This window comes from Thauera phenylacetica B4P, from assembly GCF_000310225.1.
GTDB lineage: Bacteria > Pseudomonadota > Gammaproteobacteria > Burkholderiales > Rhodocyclaceae > Thauera > Thauera phenylacetica.
Genome location: NZ_AMXF01000001.1, coordinates 118,323 through 136,318, shown reverse-complemented (window position 1 = coordinate 136,318; position 17,996 = coordinate 118,323). Strand labels below are relative to the sequence as shown.

Genomic DNA, 17,996 nt, shown 5'->3' with positions numbered 1-17,996 from the left:
CGCCGACTTCCTCCTGGGGATCGCTCCTGGCACCTTCGGCAACGCCCGTAGAGTGCCAGCACATGGCCCTTGACGGTAAACCCAGGAGGCGCAACTTCAGAGAAGTCGCAAGGGCACCATTCCATGTCGCACGCCCCCGGACCGGGATGGGGCCAGGGTGCGGATTGTGCAGAACTCACAGACTGGCTTCGGGGTCACCGAGCCAGGGTCACTTGACCTGGGCCAGTGCCTTGTCGAAGCGGTCCTTGCCCATGGCGAAGGCCGCCTGCTCCTTCACCGCCGCGGCCTTGGCATCGGCCAAGTTGACCGGCTTGCCGGCCTGGATCACACCGACCATGCCCATCATCTTGTGCGGCTGGCAGGCGTAGAGGTAGACACCTTCCTTCTCGACCTTGACCTTGAACTCCTTGTCCGGGTCGCTCTTCCAGCTGTTCGCGCCCGGCGGCACCAGCAGGGAGGCGCTGTTGTGGGCGGCTTTTTCGGTTGGCGTGAACACGACCGTGTCCCCCACCGCCACCTTCACGAAAGCGGGCTCGAACACCATGGCTCCGTCCTTGCCGGTGCTGAGCATCTTCACGGTGTGGTCCGCGGCTTGTGCCGATGACGCGACAGCCAGCAGCAGAAGCCCACCCAGGACGACATCCGGGCAAGGCATGGTGGAGAAGCGGCGGGAAACGGCAAACGACATGGCAAAACTCCTTCAAGAGTGAATCGAAATCGATGGGACGTCATCGGCCCGCTGGGTGCCCTGGGGTGCAGTCTGGGCAGTAGCCGTAGAGCGCCAGTCGGTGGCGCGAGAGTTGGTAGCGGTGGGCCGCCGCCACGTCCTGCCGCAATGCCTCGACCGCCTCGTTGCGGAACTCGTCCACCCGCCCGCACCCGAGACAGATCAGGTGGTCGTGATCGCCACCCTCATTGAGTTCGAACAGCGCCTTGCCCGCCTCGAAGACGTTGCGAGACAACAGGCCCGCCGATTCCAGTTGCGACAGCACCCGGTACACCGTAGCCAGCCCCACGTCATGCCCATGAGCGAGCAGACGCCGATAGACATCTTCGGCGGACAGGTGGCGCTCGCTGCTGGAGCGGATGATCTCCAGCACGAGACGACGCGGCAGCGTCGCCTTCAGCCCGGTCCGTTTCAGATCCTGGTCGTCCAACTCTTGGAGGGTTTTCATGCACAGATATTGATACGTTCAAGACCACACAGCCTTGGTCACCCGCCCAGCAGTCGTCGCCCCAATGCAGCGCGCCGCCACCGTCAACCAAGACGAGTTGCCCGTGCGTTTGTTTAGCAAAGCTGTCATCGGGCCCGCCACTCCGGTTGACCGAATGAGGGATCACACTGCATGTGGCGTGCACATCACAACAACGCAACCCGCTTCACCATCACCGCTCAAGATTCCACACCAGCTTGAGCATGGCGCGGGTCTGATTGGGCAGCAGGTCGCGCTGATCGCCCGTGTAGCCCAGGCGATCGAGCGAGAAAATCACTTCCCGGTCCGGCCTCCATAGCCATCGCAAGCGCGCGCTGACGCCCAGTTCCTTCGAGACGTTGTCCCACTGCAGCAGCAGGCTTTGAGCCAGACGTGTGCTGGGGGTGTGATCCAGGCGCAAGGAGGCGGTGCGGACGGTGAAACTGCCCGACGGCAGGCGAATGGCGTTACGCGCGAGGCCCACCCGCCAGCCCCAGTACGGGCTGGGCTTCCAGGCCAGCTGCAAGGTCTGGTCGTCGCGATGCCCGTCGTAGTACCCGCCGCTGCGCAACTCCGCAGTCGCCGAGACCGGCCGGGACGGCGCGGTCTCCAGGTACCCGAACAGGTAGTGCCAGCCATAGCGGCCCGGCTGAACAGTGACGCCAGGCACAGGGGTGTAGGCAGAGGCCAGGCGATCCCCTTCGAAGAACACCTCGACCATTACCGTATCGCCGGCCGCATTGGTGTAGCCGATCTCCGGGTTGAGCAACCAAGAGCGCTCGCTACCGTCCTGCTTGCGACGGAAATTCCAATCGACGCCCGGGATGATGTCCTCACCGATTCGGGTGCGATGCCACCAGCCCAGTTCTCCCTGCCCACGCGTCACGCCAGCCTCGGCGAGGTAGCCCAGGGCGGGATTGAAGTGCGCATCGATGCGCTGCACCTCGGCGTTGCCCATGAGGCCGACGTTGGGATACTTCACGCTCGCCCCCCAAGACCGGCCATCGCCCAACCCGGCGTTGCTCGATTCCAGCACCCAGGCATGCGTCTCCAGGGTCTTGCCACCCTCCCCGCCCGGTGGCACCCAGTTGGTGTCCCGGAACTGATAGTCCACGCCCCACAGGCTGCTGCCGGGCGTGCCTTCGGGATTGCCACGGGTGGCCGTCAGCCCGACGCGGCTGCGATGGCCCAGCGGACGCGCGACCCGCAGCACGGCCACATCGGCGGCGCGCTGATCAGGCGCGCCCGGCTCGGTCGGCCCGCCGGCCACGCGAGCGCCAAAAAGGCCGAAATCGGTGCCAGCGAGTTGTCCCGAGAACTTGAGGCCGGCATCCAGGCTGCGCCCACGCCCGGTCGCATCCAGCCCGATCCGTCGCGAGTAGTACGGAATGACGGCGCTCTCCACCAGGCCGCCGAACGTGAAGCGCCCCGCGTCCTGAAGGAAGAACTCGCGCTTCTCGGGGCGGAAGAGTTCAAAGCGCGTGAGGTTGACGGTGCGCTCATCGGCCTCCGCCTCGCCGAAGTCGATGTTCAGCGCGGCCGTGGTCCGCAGCCCGGTAGGGCTCTCGTGGAACACCTCCAGACCGGGCTCCAGGCGCTGCCGCGCCTGGCCGGTGCCCGAGGCGGCCGACGACTCGCTGGTGGCGCGCAGCGAGGCCTTGAGGCGCAGCCCCCAGCCGTCCTGATCGGCGACGATGGCCGGCATGGGCAGCGCATCGCCCAGGGAGTACACCTCCTTGTCGGGCTGGATGCCGGCCAGCCGCACACGCTCGCTGCCGCGCGGCATCCAACGTTCGGCGTTGACGCGCCAGGTGCGCGCCTCGTCCTCGCCGACCGGGCGCCCGCGCCCGAAGACCGACAGAGGAATGGTGATGTCGGCACGCCAGCCGTCGGCCTCGATGCGCGCCTCGCTGCGCCACAGCGCGTCCCAGTCGAAGCGCATCTGCCCACCGTCGAAAATCAGCGCGTCGAACTGGGCGCCGTTGGCATTGACCGCGAAAAGGTAACCGTTGCGGCCATCGCCATCGGGATCGATCACCAGCGTCACCTGATCCTCTTTGAGCATACCCTCCACGTCCCGACGCATCTGCTGCGCCACGATGGCCGACGGTTCGGGGTCGTAGGCGCGCACCTGGATGTGCAAGGCCCTGCCGTCGTGGGCCATGCGCAACTCAGTGCGGCGCGTGGGGGCCGATCCGGCCACGGGGGCCACCTGCACAAAACCGCCGATGGGTGCGGCATCGACCAGAGACGGCACAGCACCAGCGAAATCTGCCTTCGCGGGCAACCGCAAGGCGGCCATGAGGGGCGGCGATGCAGGCGCTGCATCCGGAGCGGCCATCGCGAAAGACGCCATCATTGCCACGGAGAGCGCCACCGCCTGGCGGACATGGCCCAAGCCCTTTCCATACAGGTATGCATAACGTCGAAAACTGCCGCGGCAACGCGCGCAGCCATACCCAAGGCCACACAGCCCTGTCATCCACATCAGCAAGCGCCAGCCGCCGGCGATTCCAGACCGCCCGACCGTCATGCCGCAGCGGTCAGTTTGCCGAACGGCGGTCTAAGCGCAGCAAACCCAAAAGAAGCCCCGATCCCTGTGATCCGAGCGCCCTGGACACGGATCAGGCGATCAGCGAACAAAAAATGGCGATGGCCGTCCGGGACGATCGACTCAGGCTTGTCCCCATCCACCTCGGCCACCGCCAGCGGCGCGTTGCCCTGGGTGACGAGCGACGCCAGGCGGCACGCGCCGCTCGCGATGTTGGTCAGCGCCTCAGCAAGGAACAGGCGGCATAGCTGCTGGTGAGGATAGGCAAGCATGGACGGTTCGAATTCGATGAAAACGGCAGAAAGTATCTCAATTCGATACCTTGCTACCAGGGTGGGCGCGCGACGCGGATGAAGCCGCTCCATTGAAGACGGGCGACCCGCCGATTTGTTTAAACACCGCGGGCGCCCATGCGTCTTGGGTGTGTGACCCTCGCGACCTCGACCTTGCCAGGCCCGCTCCCGCTCGGCGAATGCCATCGTCTTCTTGAAGAGAACCCACGGTGATTCCTCTGCTCACCCCCTTGTTCCAGGGCGAGTGGGCACCCTATGGAGAGTCGCTCGCCTGCTCCCCGCGCTGGCCGCCCGATGCCATCCAGGTCTCGTGCCTGATTCGGGACGATCGGCTGCTGGCCGGCGCGATCCGGCAACATGCACGCGGCCGTGGCGTCACGGGTGACGATCTGCGGGCTGCAGCCTCCGCCTGGAGCATGGACTATCTGTGGGCCCTGCTGCCGCCGGTCGCCGCCGCTGCTAGCGTGCTGCAGCACGGTTTTCCGATACGCGCTGAGCACGTCGCGGTCGAACTGGACGGCTCCGGCACACCGACGCGCTTCCACATCGCACTGGAAGGCAGTTCAATGGCGGGCGAACCGACGGCAGTTCGCTATGGTCCCCTGCTGTGGCACCACCTCGAACCGCTGTTCGCAGCCATCGCTCGGCAAACGCGCCTGCCGCAGAAAATCCTGTGGGCCAATGCCGCACGGTATCTGCAGACCATCCTAGAGCAAGCGGTGGCCTTGACCGGAAACGCCCCCCATGTCGCCGCAGACCAGCACGCCCTGCTGCACGAACCGCACTGGCCGGACCACCACCGCAACCCGCTGTATGCCCGACAACGCGAAGCCAGGCGGATCGAGGACGGTACCCCTGTCACCATCCGGCTGCACCGGCAGTGCTGCCTGTACTACCGGCTCCCGGGCCACGGATACTGCGGCGCTTGCCCACTCGACCCGCAGCACCGCACTCCCCTTCAACCGGGCGACGAAACGCTGCTGGAGGTGTGTGAGGGCGACCGTGACCCAGGTCAATAGCCGCATCAACGAGGTCGAGCGAGCCTGAATGGCGGCCGTCGGCCGGCCCCGATCTCGCTATGCACCGGTGGCCCGGAAGTCCAGCAATTCGGAGGGCTGCATGTCGAGGGCCTGCGCGAGGATGCAGATATTGACCAGGGCGATGTTGCGCAAGCCCCGCTCCACACCGCTCAGGTAGCTGCGAGCCAGCCCGCTCTCCAGCGCAAGGCGCTCCTGCGATATACCCCTCTTGCGCCGAACGGCGGCAAGATGGGCACCAAAGCGCTTGCGGGGATCGTAGTCGAGTTCCATAGCATTTCCAAAACAGAAGGAAAGCTATAGGGACACGCTCTATGAATCCACGCCCCATCAGTGCACGCGTTATAAGTCACATTTTGATTTCCCAGCCAGACGCATCGGGGGATGCATCACTTCGTTCATTGCCTACGGGCCGGTCCTATGCCGACATCCTCATCGGGCCAACCCGACTCCGTCGCTCAAGTAAGCCTGGAGCACGTTGGCGGTGTTGATGCCGATGTCGTCCACCGCGTAGCCGCCTTCGAACACCAGGACCGTCGGCATGGCCAACCGGCCCAACCGGCTGCCAACCCTCAGGAAGTCGTCGCGGGTCAGCCGAAAGCCCGAGATCGGATCGCCTTCGTAGGTGTCCACCCCAAGCGACACCACCAATGCGTCCGCCTTGAATGCCTGGATTCTCTGCAGGGCCATCTCAAGAGCCCGGCACCAGGCCGCCCCATCGGTACCCCGCGGCAGCGGCAGGTTCACGTTGAACCCTTCGCCGAGACCGGCACCGGTTTCTTCGGCGTAGCCGATGTAGTACGGGTAATCGGTCCGCGGATCGGCGTGTATGCTCACGAACAACACGTCGGGACGGTCGTAGAAGATCGTCTGCGTCCCGTTGCCATGGTGGTAATCCACGTCGAGGATCGCCACGCGCTGCGCTCCGCCGTCACGCAAGGCCTGCGCCGCAAGCGCCGCATTGTTCAGAAAGCAATAGCCGCCGAAATAGTCCCATCCCGCATGGTGCCCGGGCGGCCGCGTCAGTGCGAAAGCCACCGGCTCGCCAGCGAGAACACGCCGGGCTGCCGTGATCGCGCAGTTGGCACCCTCGCAGGCCGCTTCCCAGCTGCCGGCGGTCAGCGGCGTGCCCGCATCGAAAGTGTATTGGCCCAGGCGCGCCACGAAAGTGTCGGGAACCACATCGGAGCGGAACGCGCGGATCGGCCAGTATGACGGCAGGGCATCCTTCCCGGCATTGGCCGGATCGAGCGCAACCCATTCCGCCCAGGCACCGCGCAGGAACGCCACGAAGGACGGCGCATGGACCTTGTTCAACAAGGCCAGATCCATTTCACCCGGCAGCTCGAAGCGCCCCATCCCGCGGCGCACCAGCTCCTGGCGCACACGTTCGACCCGCGCGGGCACCTCCACACTCTCGACCAGCGCGCCCCGAAACATCTCCACGCGCCCGTGATGGCGCGGATGAACACTGTTGTAGACGATCAGCACCGGCCAATTCCTTGCACCCACCGAGGATTCATGCGCCAGCCAATCCTGCTGCCAACACCGGCCCTGCCTCGTCCGCACCGGTCTTTCGGTCCTCGACGATGCGCCCGTTGGCCATTCGCACCACCCGATCGGCCACGTGGAAGTAACGATCATCGTGGGAGATGACGACGACGAGATGGCCCCGATCCCGCAGTTCCGGCAGCAGTTCGGTGTAGAACAGGTGCCGGAACGTCGGGTCCTGATCTGCAGCCCACTCGTCGAACACCAGAACCTGCCGGCCCTCCAGATAGGCATGCACCAAGGCCAGCCGCTTGCGCTGCCCGGTGGACAGATCCAGGGTGTTGAATGCCCCCTCCTTGACGCTCACCTTGTGGGCGATCTCGAGACGCTCCAGGTACTTCAGGGCTGCTTGCGTCACGCCCTGCTCGCGCCCGTCCACCTTGCCTCCGGCCAGCAAGTCCTCGAACAGGTAGAAGTCTGCGAACACGGTCGTGAACAGCTGCCGGTAGTCGTCCCGCGTTTCCACCGTCACCGGCTCCCCGTCCAGCAGGATCTCCCCGGCCTTTGGCGGGTACAGCCCCAGCAAGACCTTGATGAGGGTGGTCTTGCCCGACCCGTTGTCGCCAACGACGAAGACCAGTTCCCCGCTGTCTAACCGCAGGCTCAGCGGCCCCAGGACGAACCCTTCGGTCGCACCGTCTGGCGCCTGGAAGGCGTACTGCACGTTCCTCAGCTCGATGGACTGCTCCAGGGCCACCCGGCTCTCGGGTCGATCGAGATGCAGGTGCGGCTCCGGATTGGCGAAGTGGGCCGACAGGTCGGCGATTCGCTGAAACGCCACCTTGGCACGCCCGACCTCAGGCAACACCCCCAGGATCTGGTCCATCGGCCCTTTCAGGAACAGCAGCACCAGCACGAACCCGCTGAGCACTGCGGGCTCCGTGGACTGGAAAGCCGCCCAGCCCAGGATCCAGGCGATCAAGAGAAAGTAGAGCGCGGACCCGAACGCAGTCGCCAGCACATAGGTGTTGATTGCCTTGCTGTTGACGTCACGGATCGCCCCGATGATGCGTTCGATCTGCCCGTTGTACATCCGGCTGCGCCGCTCCCGGTGCATGCGAAGTTCCTTGGCCCCCGCACTGATGTCACGGTAGGTCTTGTGCAGTTGCTCCTCATGGTCCCGCGCCTTCCAGAAGCCCGACACCCCGCGCGCCTGCGCAAACAGTTGGGCCACCGTCCCCCCGACCAGCGCGACGATCAGAAAGCCGAACAACGGCAGCGACAGATAGGCCAGGTAGCCCAGGCAGCCCAGGACGGTGGCCACCGAGACCAAGGTCGTGGCGAGGGCGAAGATCACGTCGCTGATCATGTCCACGTCCTGAGACAGCACGGGCATCAGCCGGTGCGTTCGGTACCGCTCGAGCGCGTCGATCGGGGCCGACAGGATCTTGCGCGCCAGGCTCTTGCGCACTTCGGCCACCAGGCGCTGACCGACCCAGTTGGTGGACACGTGCGAGACAGCGCGCCCCAGCAAGGCCACCAGGCACAACGCCACGAAGGACAGCAGCACGTCGCCGGCCATGCCGCTGCCGCCGGCAAGCACCTGATTGACCACTCCCAGCAAGGCCACCGTGGCGGCACCCGCGCCGACGCCGGTGATGGCCGACAGCAGGATCCATGGGAAAAACGGCCGCAGCAGCTGCAACAGCTCGCGTGCCTGATTGCGTTCACTCATCGAATACGCCATGCGCAGACCTCGTCCTATCTGGGTTTCACGGCCGCAAGACCGCACGCGTCAACTGCGGATCGCGCTGGATGTCCGCCTCGTTGAACGGAAAACGCAGCCATGCCTTGCGCGAGTAGCGCGCAACCGGCGCGCTGCCGCGACCGTTGCTCACGGCGAGTTCGTCCTGGCCATGGGCCAGCAGCGTGTGCGCCTCGACCCCCTTCTCACCGAAACGCACCACCTGCAGGTAGCTGTTGGAGACCGCATTCGCGTCCAGAACGTCCTTCCCGTCCTCGGGGCAAGCCACGGTGAAGTAGCCTGCGCCACCGCAGCCACCGTAGATCGGCCAGCGCCGACCGCCGCTGCGCACATGGCGCCGATTTCCCGTCGCCGCGTCCAGCGGTATCCCTTTGGCGGTCAGCGCCGCGATGGCCGAGGTCAGCGCCTTGCCCACCCCACCGTCGCTCGGCATGGGCACCGCGGGCGTGGACAGCGGCGCCTCGATGGAAAAAGAGGTCCGGTAAAGTTTCCCTTCGGGGATCTTCTCCAATTCGTCCCAGAACGCATCCCACAGCAGTGCCCCACGGTCGTCCGCCTCTCCGGTGTTCCCCCAGGCGCGCAGAACGCCGCAGGCCTTCGTGTAGGCGTCACGCCCTGCGCTTGCCGGCACGCCCACCCGAGAGCAGGCCTGATCGAGCAAGGTCAGCTTGAACTGCTCTGCGGAATAGGCGCGTGAGCGCAGCGCTTCCTGCATCGCCCAGCGCCCGAGTTCCTCGGACGACCGCGCACCCCGTTGCAACAGGTCAATCGCAATCTGATGCCCCAGACGGCCGCGGTGATGCAACGCGGATTGAGCCGCCCCAAGCAAGGAAGGAAATCCGTCGAGCGGCTGATCGACGTTGGCCAGCCAGTAGCTGTTGTTCATGTTGGCCACATAGTCTTCGCGCAGGAGACTGGGAAGCCGCTCGGCCGGCATGGCGCCTGACTGCGCCACCTCTCGGTCGATCCGCCAAATGCAGGCCGATCGGCTGCCATCCAGGAACGGGGTGCGCGGATCGAACTTGGCGAAGGCGCCGGCAAGAGGCGCATTGCAGGACTGACGGTGATCATCGGGCACATCGGGTACCGCACCGATGTCCGCATACCAGACCCGCCCATCTCCCTTGCCGATGGCCACGGTATTCACCCATGGCATGGCCGCCTCCTTGCGCTGGATGGCGATGAACTCGTCGAGCGAGCCCGCCAGATTCCACCGCAGGAAATTCCGGTAGACGCGCCAGTTGTCCGCGTTGACATCGCGCACCGCCAGGGCACGTCGGGCAGACCAGCCCAGGGCGGGGTCCATCCGACTCAGATCCACCACGGGGCCGAACCTCGACGTGTACAGCGTCCTGCTCACCTGGCGAGCCTGCCCGCCCTCGTCCGCCACCTCCACGGTGACGGTGCGCGACTGCATGGGCTCGGGCACGCCATCGACCAGATAGCGCCGGGGATCCGACGGGTCGAGCTCCAGCTGGAACAAGCCAAAGCGACGCGCGCTGGAGACCGTGTGACTCCACGCTACATGCTCGTTGAAGCCAATCATCACCAGCGGCACACCCAGGAACCCCACCCCCGCCACGTTCAACTTCCCAGGAATGGTGAGGTGCATCTGGTAGAAGCGGTCCGGGCCACCCCAATACCAGTGCGGGTTGCCGAGCAGCACGGCCCCGTCGCCGCCGGTGGCACGTTGTCCCCAGGCGATCACGTTGCTGCCCAACTCGGCACGCGGGCCGAGGTTGTTGGCCAGACGCACCCGCAGCTCCCGCGAACCGACAGCATCGGTCGCACGCACCCTGTCAGGCGAGGCATTGACGATGTCAGGGAGAAACTGCAGATAGCCCGCCGTCAGATGCGAGGCGTACATCCGGCGGTGGATGTCCTGCTGCGAGATCTCGCGAACCCATTTCTCGCCCAGGCAGGCACGGTGGGCGTGGCGGCGCGGGTGGGCTTGGGCCTCTCGCAGCCAGCGGTTGTAGCCCTGCGCAAAACCCTCTGCGAGTTCGTTCAACTCACGGGGCTGCTCGGCCTGGAAACGCGCCACCGCAGCGTCATCGACAAAGGCCCGAAAGAAGAAGTCCGAGTCGATGTTCTTCGATCGCCCCACATTGGAATCAACCGAGGGACGCTGCTCCGCGCCAAAAAAAATGGATCGTCGACCTTCGTTGGTCACGAACGACTCCGCCAGCGTGCACAGCGCATCCTGCGCCTGCACATACCCGATGCCAACGCCCAGGTCGCGCCATCCGGTCGCTCGGATGTGCGGAATGTCATCGGTGGTGCGCCGGATCTCGATGGATCGCGCGACTGCGGCCATCGCTTCATCCGACGCCCCACGGGCGCGCGCCTGATGGGGCATCAGGAGCGAAAACGCGGCGATCAGCACCGCGCCCGAGGCACACCGCTGCCCCCACGCCCGCGCGATCCCGGGTTCAGCAGGCATGGGCCACTCCCAGCTCGACGCCCACGACCTTGGCGAGGCCCCGCTCCAGCGCCGGGAAAAGACTGCGATGGAAGTTGTTCCAGCGCAGCTCCAAAATCGTGTCCTCGGGGTCGATGTCGGTGGCCAGGACGTCGGCCACGACTTCTCCGGAGTCGATGCCGTTGTCAACGTAATGGAAAGACGCGCCGGTCTGACGAACCACGGGCACGTCGATGTCCTCCATCGTCTGCCAGTTCACCACCTTCCTGCCCCGCGCGCCATGCAGGGCGTCGAGCGTGGCGTAGGCGCCGCGCCGCTGGTGGGTCGAGCCATCCCGCGTGATTCCGGGATGGATGTTGTAGATGCGCCGGGCGAATGGCGCCCCCGGACGCACCAACTCATCCAGGATGACCAGCAAGCCATCCAGCACGACGACATCGGCCTGCACGTCGGTCAGCGCAGCCAGCAGGCGCTCCTCGAAATCATGCTTGCCACTGGCGCGCCGGGGATCGTTCAGCGGCAAACGCCGGTAGGTCGAGGGCACGGGCGTGAGCAAGTCGTTGAGCGCACGCCCCTGGACGGTCAGCCCCGGAGGGTAGAACCACGCCCCCCCGGGCCGAGGCGTGAAGCCGTAGTCGGCCAGCTTGGCCCGGTCTGCGGGAGAACCCTCGTCGTCATCGAAGATCACGCGGTCGAGCACCAAATGCTCGCCCAAGGGGCCTTCGTTGAGCAGGGTCACCAGATGCTCGAGTGGCGAGGGCATGTACCGCGCCTCGGCCTTGTAGTTGATGTGCTGGCCCGCCTTGTCCGCGGCGGCGTTCCTGAGGGACCAGATGTAAACAAGACGTTTCTGAGCCATGGTCGGTATGAAGAGGCATGTTCTGGCGAAGACGCCTGCCAACCGGCACGCATCCTGGTGTCCACGGCCTGATCCGATTCACGCAGCCAGCTACTTTGCGCTCGCGATCAGGTGTGTTGCCTCATAAGACGTACCAGCCGCGCATCTGTTTAGCCACGCTCGCGGAGCCCTGCGGACTAAACAAACAAAGCCCTCCCCCGTCTTGTTGGCATGGGACCGCCATCACGCCATGAGCTCCTCTGCGCCGGACATCCCCGGTGCGGTGCTATGGCGCAGCCCGTCCGGACCGAGATGGCCCCCTCACGACCGATCTGCGGCCGTGCGTCATCGGCGTCTTCATCGATGTCTTTTGTGTCGACGATCTCAGATGCCCCATCCATCAGCACCACCTCGTGAGGACCACCGCATGCACATCCATGATCTGATCGGAATCGGATTCGGGCCATCCAACATCGCCCTCGCCATTGCCCTCCAGGAAGAACGACAGGCAGGGCACCGCCCCATCGACGCGTTCTTCATCGAAAAGCAAGCCGGCTTCTCCTGGCACCCGGGCATGCTGCTCGACCATGCCCACATGCAGATCTCCTATCTGAAGGATCTGGCGACGCTGCGCAACCCGCGCAGCCGCTTCACCTTCGTGAACTACCTGCACGAGCAAGGCCGGCTGCCCGACTTCATCAACCTCAAGTCCTTCTTCCCGAGTCGCCACGAGTTCAGCGACTACCTCGGGTGGGCTGCTCGCCAGTTCGACGACATCTGCGCATATGCCGAAGAGGTCATCGAGGTGCTGCCTGAGCAAAAGGACGGTCACGTTCCCCTGCTGCGGGTGCGATCCCGTGACCAACGAGGCGCCGTGCGGGATCGCCTGGCACGCAACCTCGTGGTCAGCGTCGGCGGGTCGCCCAAGGTGCCGGACTGCTTCAAGAAGCTGGCAGGCGAGGCCCGCGTCTTCCATTCAAACGGCTACCTCACCGGCATTGCAGCCAACCGCAACGCGCGCAAGGTCGCCATCATCGGAGGCGGCCAGAGCGCGGCAGAGATCTTCGTCGACCTGCACAACCGAGCGGAGCCCACCGACGTCGACCTGATCATGCGCGGCCGGGCCCTGCACCCGTCCGACGACAGCCCGTTCGTCAACGGCATCTTCAACGCGGATTTCACCGATCACATGTTCCAGCAGGACGAAGCCACCCGCGCCAAACTGCTGCAGGAGTTCCACCGCACCAACTACGCGGCCCCGGATCTCGAACTCATTCAGCAGATCTACAAGATCTTGTACGAACAACGGGTCGTGCGCGGCGATCGCCATCACCTGCTGCGGCGGCACGAGGTACTGAGCGCAAATGCGCGCGCAGACGGAGTTGAACTCGTGCTGCGCGATCTGGACCAGAACATGGAACTCACGCGGCGCTACGACGCCGTGGTGCTGGCAACGGGGTACGAGCGCGAGAACCACAAGCCCCTGCTCACCCCGCTCGCCAAGCACCTGGGCGATCTCCAGGTGGACCGCAACTACCGTCTCAGGTCTGCCACCGAGTTCCAGCCGGCCATCTTTCTGCAAGGGGCATGCGAGGGCAGCCATGGGCTGAGCGACACCCTGCTCTCCGTGACGGCCCTGCGCGTGAAGGAGATCATCGATGCGCTGGAATCATCCACCGTGCGCAAGCCTGGCGCCAGCACGGAAAAACTCGCTGCTGCCACCACCTGAGCGTCACGCCACGCCCCAAGGAAGGATCGATGGGTCACTTCCTTGGAGTAACAAGCCCCACCGAACGCGGGACACAAGCGCAGGCACTCATAGTGGTCAGATCGCGGACATTCGAGTAGAATGGAATGATTGTCATTCCGAATGATGCTACAGAGGCCTCGCTGCCAGGGATTGGGTCCCCCCCGATCCCAGGGAGAGACCCGCCCCTGGTAAGCGCCGAGCCCTGCTTCGCTTGGCCTACGCTAGCCATATAGCCACGCCGTGCGTCCGGGAATGGCCTCGAGCCCTGGCGGCGCGGCGTCGGTGATCCACCACAGCCGGCTTGACGCATGCCCTTGCCAGGAAACGTCGTCACTTTGGGGCGCTGGCTGGACTGTGATCACTCGCTACTATCGGGAACTCCTGAACTTCTGCCTGCGCAAGGTCAAGGATCACGACACTGCGGCCGACCTGGCACAGGAGAGCTACGCGCGCGTCCTGGCCATGCAGCAGGCCGGGCAAGCGGTGCTCGAGCCTCGGGCCCTGCTGCGACAAGTGGCCCTGAACGCCAAGATCGACATGGATCGGCGCGCGGATATCCGGCGGCACGACAACATCGATGAACTCGACGAGGCCGTCCTGCCGACCCAGCCGCAACATCTTCAGCCCGAGGAGATCTACGCCTCCTCGCAGGCGGCCGAGGCCTATCTCAAGGCCATCGAGGGGTTGCCGACCCGATGCCGCGAAGCGTTCTGCCTCTACGCTTTCGATGAACTCCCGAACAAGGAGATCGCGCAGCGCATGGGCATCTCGCTCAGCATGGTCAACCAGTACATCAGCCGCGGCAAACTGGCCTGCGCCGCATGCAGGCAGACGCAGAAGGGCAGCCATGCCAAGGAATAGAGAACCCTTGCGCACCGAGTCGATACTGCGGGGTGTAGTTTTGCGTGGCCTCGTGCGTCTATACAAATAAGATGATCCGAACGACAGCCCCCACGGGCTCTTCTTGTTGCTCACCGTCCGCGGATGCCTCTCTCGATGAAGTGGCCTCGCGGGAACTCGAGGCATTCGTCCGCGACCAGGATCCGGTCGACGTCGCCGCGACGGACTGGCACACGCGCCGGGAGCAAGGGCTCAGCGCCATTGAGGAGGCCGAGTTCCAGTCCTGGCGCGCAGCCCATCCGGCCCACGCAAGCGCCTGGGCACAGGTGGACGAGAGCATTCGCCTGCTTCGCAGCGTGCCAGCAGAGCGGGTGGCGCATCTGTGCACGCCCCGTCGCGGGTCTCCCGTGAACCAGCCAGAGAGGCCAACCCAGCAGGGCACCGACACCCCACCCACCGAGCAAAAGCAGCGCCCGCACAATGGCCCGCGGCGCTCACCCGCGCCGAGCGCCCGCTCATGGTGGCCGCGCGGTTTCGGCGCCGGGGTTGCAGCGCTTTGTGGCGTTTGCACGATGGCCGCCGGCATTGCCTGGTACCAGTGGACGCAGCCGACCTTTGCCAGCACCTATGCGGCGAAGCAAGGACAGCGGCTGGACGTGCCGCTGCCCGATGGCAGCCATCTGACGCTCGACGCGGACACCCGCCTGGAGGTCTCGCTCTACCGCAGTCGCCGTGAAGTCCGCATGGCGCATGGTCAGGCCATGTTCACCGTGGCACCGGACACCGCCAAGCCCTTTGACGTTCTGGCCGGCCCCGCCCGTGTCACGGTGGTGGGCACACGCTTTGCGGTCCGCTATATGAAGGACGGTGCCGATGCCGGAACCGTGAACGTTGCGGTGGAGGACGGGCGCGTCAGGGTAGCCGACGTGACCATCGACGCCCGCGACCAGTCCAGTCCCCTCCATCCCCATTCCGTCGAACTGTCTGCAGGCCAGGGCGTCCAGGTCTCGCTTTCCGGTCAGATGAGCCAGGTCTCGTCCATCTCCCCTGCCAGCGTTGCCCCCTGGCGGCAAGGATTGGTGCGCTTCACGAACACCCCTCTGTCCGATGCGGTGCACGAACTGGAGCGATACCACGCTACCCGCCTGGTGATCCGGGATCCGGAAGTAGCGGCATTGCGCATCGGTGGCAGCTACCAGATCGGCCGCCCGGACATGTTCGCTGGTGTGCTGCCGCAGATTCTCCCGGTACGCCTGGTCGCGCTGGCCGACGGCAACACCGAGGTCGTCAAGGCGCACTGACCTCAAGACCACCCGGTCTGTGTAAGAAAAAGTTGCGAAAGGGGTGTACATCTGGATTGGTCGCGCGTCTTTAAGAGTAGTGAGACTTATTTTCATTCACGCCACTCTTAAGGAATAGACCTCGATGCGCCACCCGCACCTCCACTTCAACCTCGCTCCACTCACCCTCGCCATTGCCCTGGCCATCAGCGCTCCCGGGCTTGTTCATGCCCAGACCGCCACCACAGACAAGCCGGTGGCCATCTCCATCGCGGCGCAATCACTCGACGCCGCACTGAACGAACTGGCCGCGGCGACGGGCGTTCCCGTGGCCTTCTCCCCCGCCCTTGTCGCGGGCAAGAAGGCGCCAGCGGTCAAAGGCAACCTGACGCCGCGCGAGGCTGTCAATCAACTCCTCACCGGCAGCGGGCTTGTGGCCACGCAGGAAGGAGGCTCCATGGTGATCAAGGCCGCCCGTCCGCCCGCCGACCAAGGGGCGATGCTGCCAACCGTGACAGTGAAGGCGGGTGCGGAACCTGAAACGGCTACTGGGCCGGTTAGGGGCTACGCTGCCAAGCGCAGCGCCACCGCGACTAAGACCGATACGCCCATCACCGAAGTCCCGCAGTCCGTTTCCGTGATCGGGCGCGAGGAGATCGATACCAAGGGCATGCGGGAGGTCCTCGATACCCTCAACTACACGCCGGGAGTCTTCACGCGTACCTATGGACGTGACGACCGTGGCTACGAATTCCTGACCCTGAGAGGCTTTGACAGTTCGACCCACGACTACCTGGATGGGTTGGCGCAATTGGGTTTTGTCGATATCGGCCAGATGACCGAGGTCTACGGCATGGAGCGCATCGAAGTGTTGCGTGGTCCGTCCTCGGCCACCTTTGGGCAGGGTGATGTCGGCGGTATCGTCAACCGCGTCAGCAAGCGGCCATCATTGAACGAACCCATCCGAGAGGCCCAGGTGCAGCTTGGCAACTTCAAGCACCGGCAATTGGCCATAGACTATGGTGACCGGATTGGAGACGATCTCGCGTTCCGCCTGGTTGGGTTGACGCGAAGCAACGACGATCAGGCGAAGTATCCGGGGGGTGAGAGGGCCGAAACCAAGCGCCAGTACTTCGCCCCCTCTCTGTTGTGGCAACCCTCAGCAGCCACGTCGCTGACCTTGCTCGCATCCACGCTTCAACATGAGGCTGGCGACGATGTCGGTTATGTGGCTGACGCGAACAGGCAACCAACCAACGTTCGCGAAGGTGATCCGCGCTACAGCAACATTGTCCATAAGGCATGGACCTTGGGATACGAGTTCCGCCACGAGTTCAGCGACAACTGGGGCTTTCGGCAGAAATTCCGCTACGCGGACCGCGAGACAGACAAGCACCATATCTGGTCGTCGCTGCAAGCCGACGGGCGGACGTTCACGCGGACTGCGGTTCACGGATTTGGCGATCTCAAGCAAACTTCGCTTGACAGTTTTCTTGAGGGCCGGCTCCAGACCGGCGATGTAGCGCACAGGCTGATTGCCGGCGTGGACTGGACCCGTGTGCGCGCCAAAGAACAATATCTGACGGGAAGCGCCCCGGATCTGGACCTGCTAAACCCGGTATACCTGCCAATTCCCGCCCCCAACACCCCCGGCGGCGTCTATGGCCCCAACAAGCTCCGTAGCGTGGGCTTGTACGTACAGGATCAGGCCAAGTTCGCGGACCGATGGCTGCTCACACTATCAGGCAGGCACGACACGGCGAAGGGGGAGGACAGTTCGTCCTCTCGGGGCGGCACTCAAAGTAGCACGCACAAAGCCTGGACCGGTCGTGCAGCGTTGACTTGGCTTGCCCCGGGCGGCTGGGCACCTTATGTCAGCTACGGCACCTCGTTCCAGCCGGCGTTCGGGGCATTTGACGCGCTGGACGCGAAGCCCACCGAAGGCAAACAGTGGGAAGCAGGCGTCAAGTACCAGCCCAAGAGCGGTGACCTGTTGTTGACTGCTGCGGTATTCGAGCTGCAGAAAGAGAACATCTCGGTGACCCACCCTCTCAGTGGAGTGAGCGAGCAAGTCGGTGCCGTGCGCTCGCGCGGCCTTGAATTGGAAGCCAAGGGCAAGCTGATGCCCGGCCTCTTTGCTACAGCCTCTTTCACCTACAACGACATCAAAGGCCGCAAAGGCGACACCTGGTATGTGGAGCAAGGGAAGACGCCGATTCAGGCCCCCAAACAGATGGCATCGCTGTGGCTTGACTACACGTTTCGCGATAGCGGCCTGCACGGTCTGAACATTGGTGCAGGCGCACGGTACGTTGGCAAGCGGTGGGACGATGCCGCCAACACCAAATCACAGCCAGGCTTCACGCTGTTCGACGCAAGCCTGCGTTATGACCTGGACAGCCACTGGCGCCTTGCGCTGAACGCCACCAACCTATTCAACAAACGCTATTACACAAGCAATGCCTTCGACGGCTGGTATCGCGGCGAAGAACGCACTGTCACCGCAACCGCAACTTACCGGTGGTAAAGCGGCAAC

14 protein-coding genes are annotated in these 17,996 nt (G+C 64.7%); 5 read left to right on the top strand and 9 right to left on the bottom strand.

Going from position 1 to position 17,996, the window contains the following annotated elements; translation table 11 throughout:
* Positions 1 to 208: 208 nt before the first annotated feature.
* The 4 genes from C667_RS00535 to C667_RS00520 all read right to left on the bottom strand — a co-directional run bounded on the left by C667_RS00535 (position 209) and on the right by C667_RS00520 (position 4,016).
* A complete protein-coding gene (locus tag C667_RS00535; RefSeq protein WP_004354987.1) occupies positions 209 to 688 on the bottom strand; it encodes a pseudoazurin in 480 nt (159 codons plus the stop codon).
* Between the two features lie 40 nt (positions 689 to 728).
* On the bottom strand, positions 729 to 1,175 hold the full coding sequence (gene fur / locus C667_RS00530) for a ferric iron uptake transcriptional regulator (RefSeq protein ID WP_004354986.1): 447 nt from the start codon (positions 1,173 to 1,175) through the stop codon (positions 729 to 731).
* 211 nt (positions 1,176 to 1,386) lie between these two features.
* Entirely contained in the window at positions 1,387 to 3,591 is a 2,205-nt protein-coding gene (locus tag C667_RS00525) for a carbohydrate binding family 9 domain-containing protein (protein ID WP_245538396.1), read from the bottom strand.
* A 131-nt stretch (positions 3,592 to 3,722) separates the two neighbouring features.
* Complete coding sequence (locus C667_RS00520; protein WP_004354978.1) at positions 3,723 to 4,016, bottom strand: hypothetical protein; 294 nt, start codon at positions 4,014 to 4,016, stop codon at positions 3,723 to 3,725.
* Between the two features lie 230 nt (positions 4,017 to 4,246).
* On the opposite strand from C667_RS00520, the gene fhuF reads away from it, so the two are divergent.
* Positions 4,247 to 5,056: a siderophore-iron reductase FhuF gene (gene fhuF / locus C667_RS00515; RefSeq protein ID WP_004354977.1), complete on the top strand. Its 810-nt coding sequence runs from the start codon at positions 4,247 to 4,249 to the stop codon at positions 5,054 to 5,056.
* A gap of 57 nt (positions 5,057 to 5,113) precedes the next feature.
* Here fhuF and C667_RS00510 read toward each other — a convergent pair whose 3' ends face one another.
* From C667_RS00510 to C667_RS00490, 5 genes are all read right to left on the bottom strand, one after another.
* Positions 5,114 to 5,347 carry a helix-turn-helix domain-containing protein gene (locus C667_RS00510; RefSeq protein ID WP_004354973.1) on the bottom strand — a complete coding sequence of 78 codons (234 nt, stop codon included), beginning with the start codon at positions 5,345 to 5,347 and terminating at the stop codon, positions 5,114 to 5,116.
* A gap of 159 nt (positions 5,348 to 5,506) precedes the next feature.
* Positions 5,507 to 6,565 carry a histone deacetylase family protein gene (locus C667_RS00505; protein ID WP_004354969.1) on the bottom strand — a complete coding sequence of 353 codons (1,059 nt, stop codon included), beginning with the start codon at positions 6,563 to 6,565 and terminating at the stop codon, positions 5,507 to 5,509.
* 28 nt (positions 6,566 to 6,593) lie between these two features.
* Complete coding sequence (locus C667_RS00500) at positions 6,594 to 8,300, bottom strand: cyclic peptide export ABC transporter (protein ID WP_211207636.1); 1,707 nt, start codon at positions 8,298 to 8,300, stop codon at positions 6,594 to 6,596.
* A gap of 37 nt (positions 8,301 to 8,337) precedes the next feature.
* Positions 8,338 to 10,773 (bottom strand): penicillin acylase family protein, encoded by a 2,436-nt coding sequence (locus C667_RS00495; RefSeq protein WP_211207635.1) that lies wholly within the window; start codon positions 10,771 to 10,773, stop codon positions 8,338 to 8,340.
* Positions 10,763 to 11,611: a formyl transferase gene (locus C667_RS00490; protein ID WP_004354957.1), complete on the bottom strand. Its 849-nt coding sequence runs from the start codon at positions 11,609 to 11,611 to the stop codon at positions 10,763 to 10,765. The genes C667_RS00495 and C667_RS00490 overlap by 11 nt, the downstream gene beginning before the upstream one ends.
* Before the next feature lie 406 nt (positions 11,612 to 12,017).
* On the opposite strand from C667_RS00490, the gene C667_RS00485 reads away from it, so the two are divergent.
* From C667_RS00485 to C667_RS00470, 4 genes are all read left to right on the top strand, one after another.
* Positions 12,018 to 13,319 (top strand): lysine N(6)-hydroxylase/L-ornithine N(5)-oxygenase family protein, encoded by a 1,302-nt coding sequence (locus C667_RS00485; RefSeq protein WP_004354954.1) that lies wholly within the window; start codon positions 12,018 to 12,020, stop codon positions 13,317 to 13,319.
* A 375-nt stretch (positions 13,320 to 13,694) separates the two neighbouring features.
* Positions 13,695 to 14,201 carry an RNA polymerase sigma factor gene (locus C667_RS00480; protein WP_004354952.1) on the top strand — a complete coding sequence of 169 codons (507 nt, stop codon included), beginning with the start codon at positions 13,695 to 13,697 and terminating at the stop codon, positions 14,199 to 14,201.
* A 140-nt stretch (positions 14,202 to 14,341) separates the two neighbouring features.
* Positions 14,342 to 15,481: a FecR family protein gene (locus C667_RS00475; protein WP_051174588.1), complete on the top strand. Its 1,140-nt coding sequence runs from the start codon at positions 14,342 to 14,344 to the stop codon at positions 15,479 to 15,481.
* A gap of 124 nt (positions 15,482 to 15,605) precedes the next feature.
* Entirely contained in the window at positions 15,606 to 17,987 is a 2,382-nt protein-coding gene (locus C667_RS00470) for a TonB-dependent siderophore receptor (protein ID WP_004354946.1), read from the top strand.
* Positions 17,988 to 17,996 lie beyond the last annotated feature (9 nt).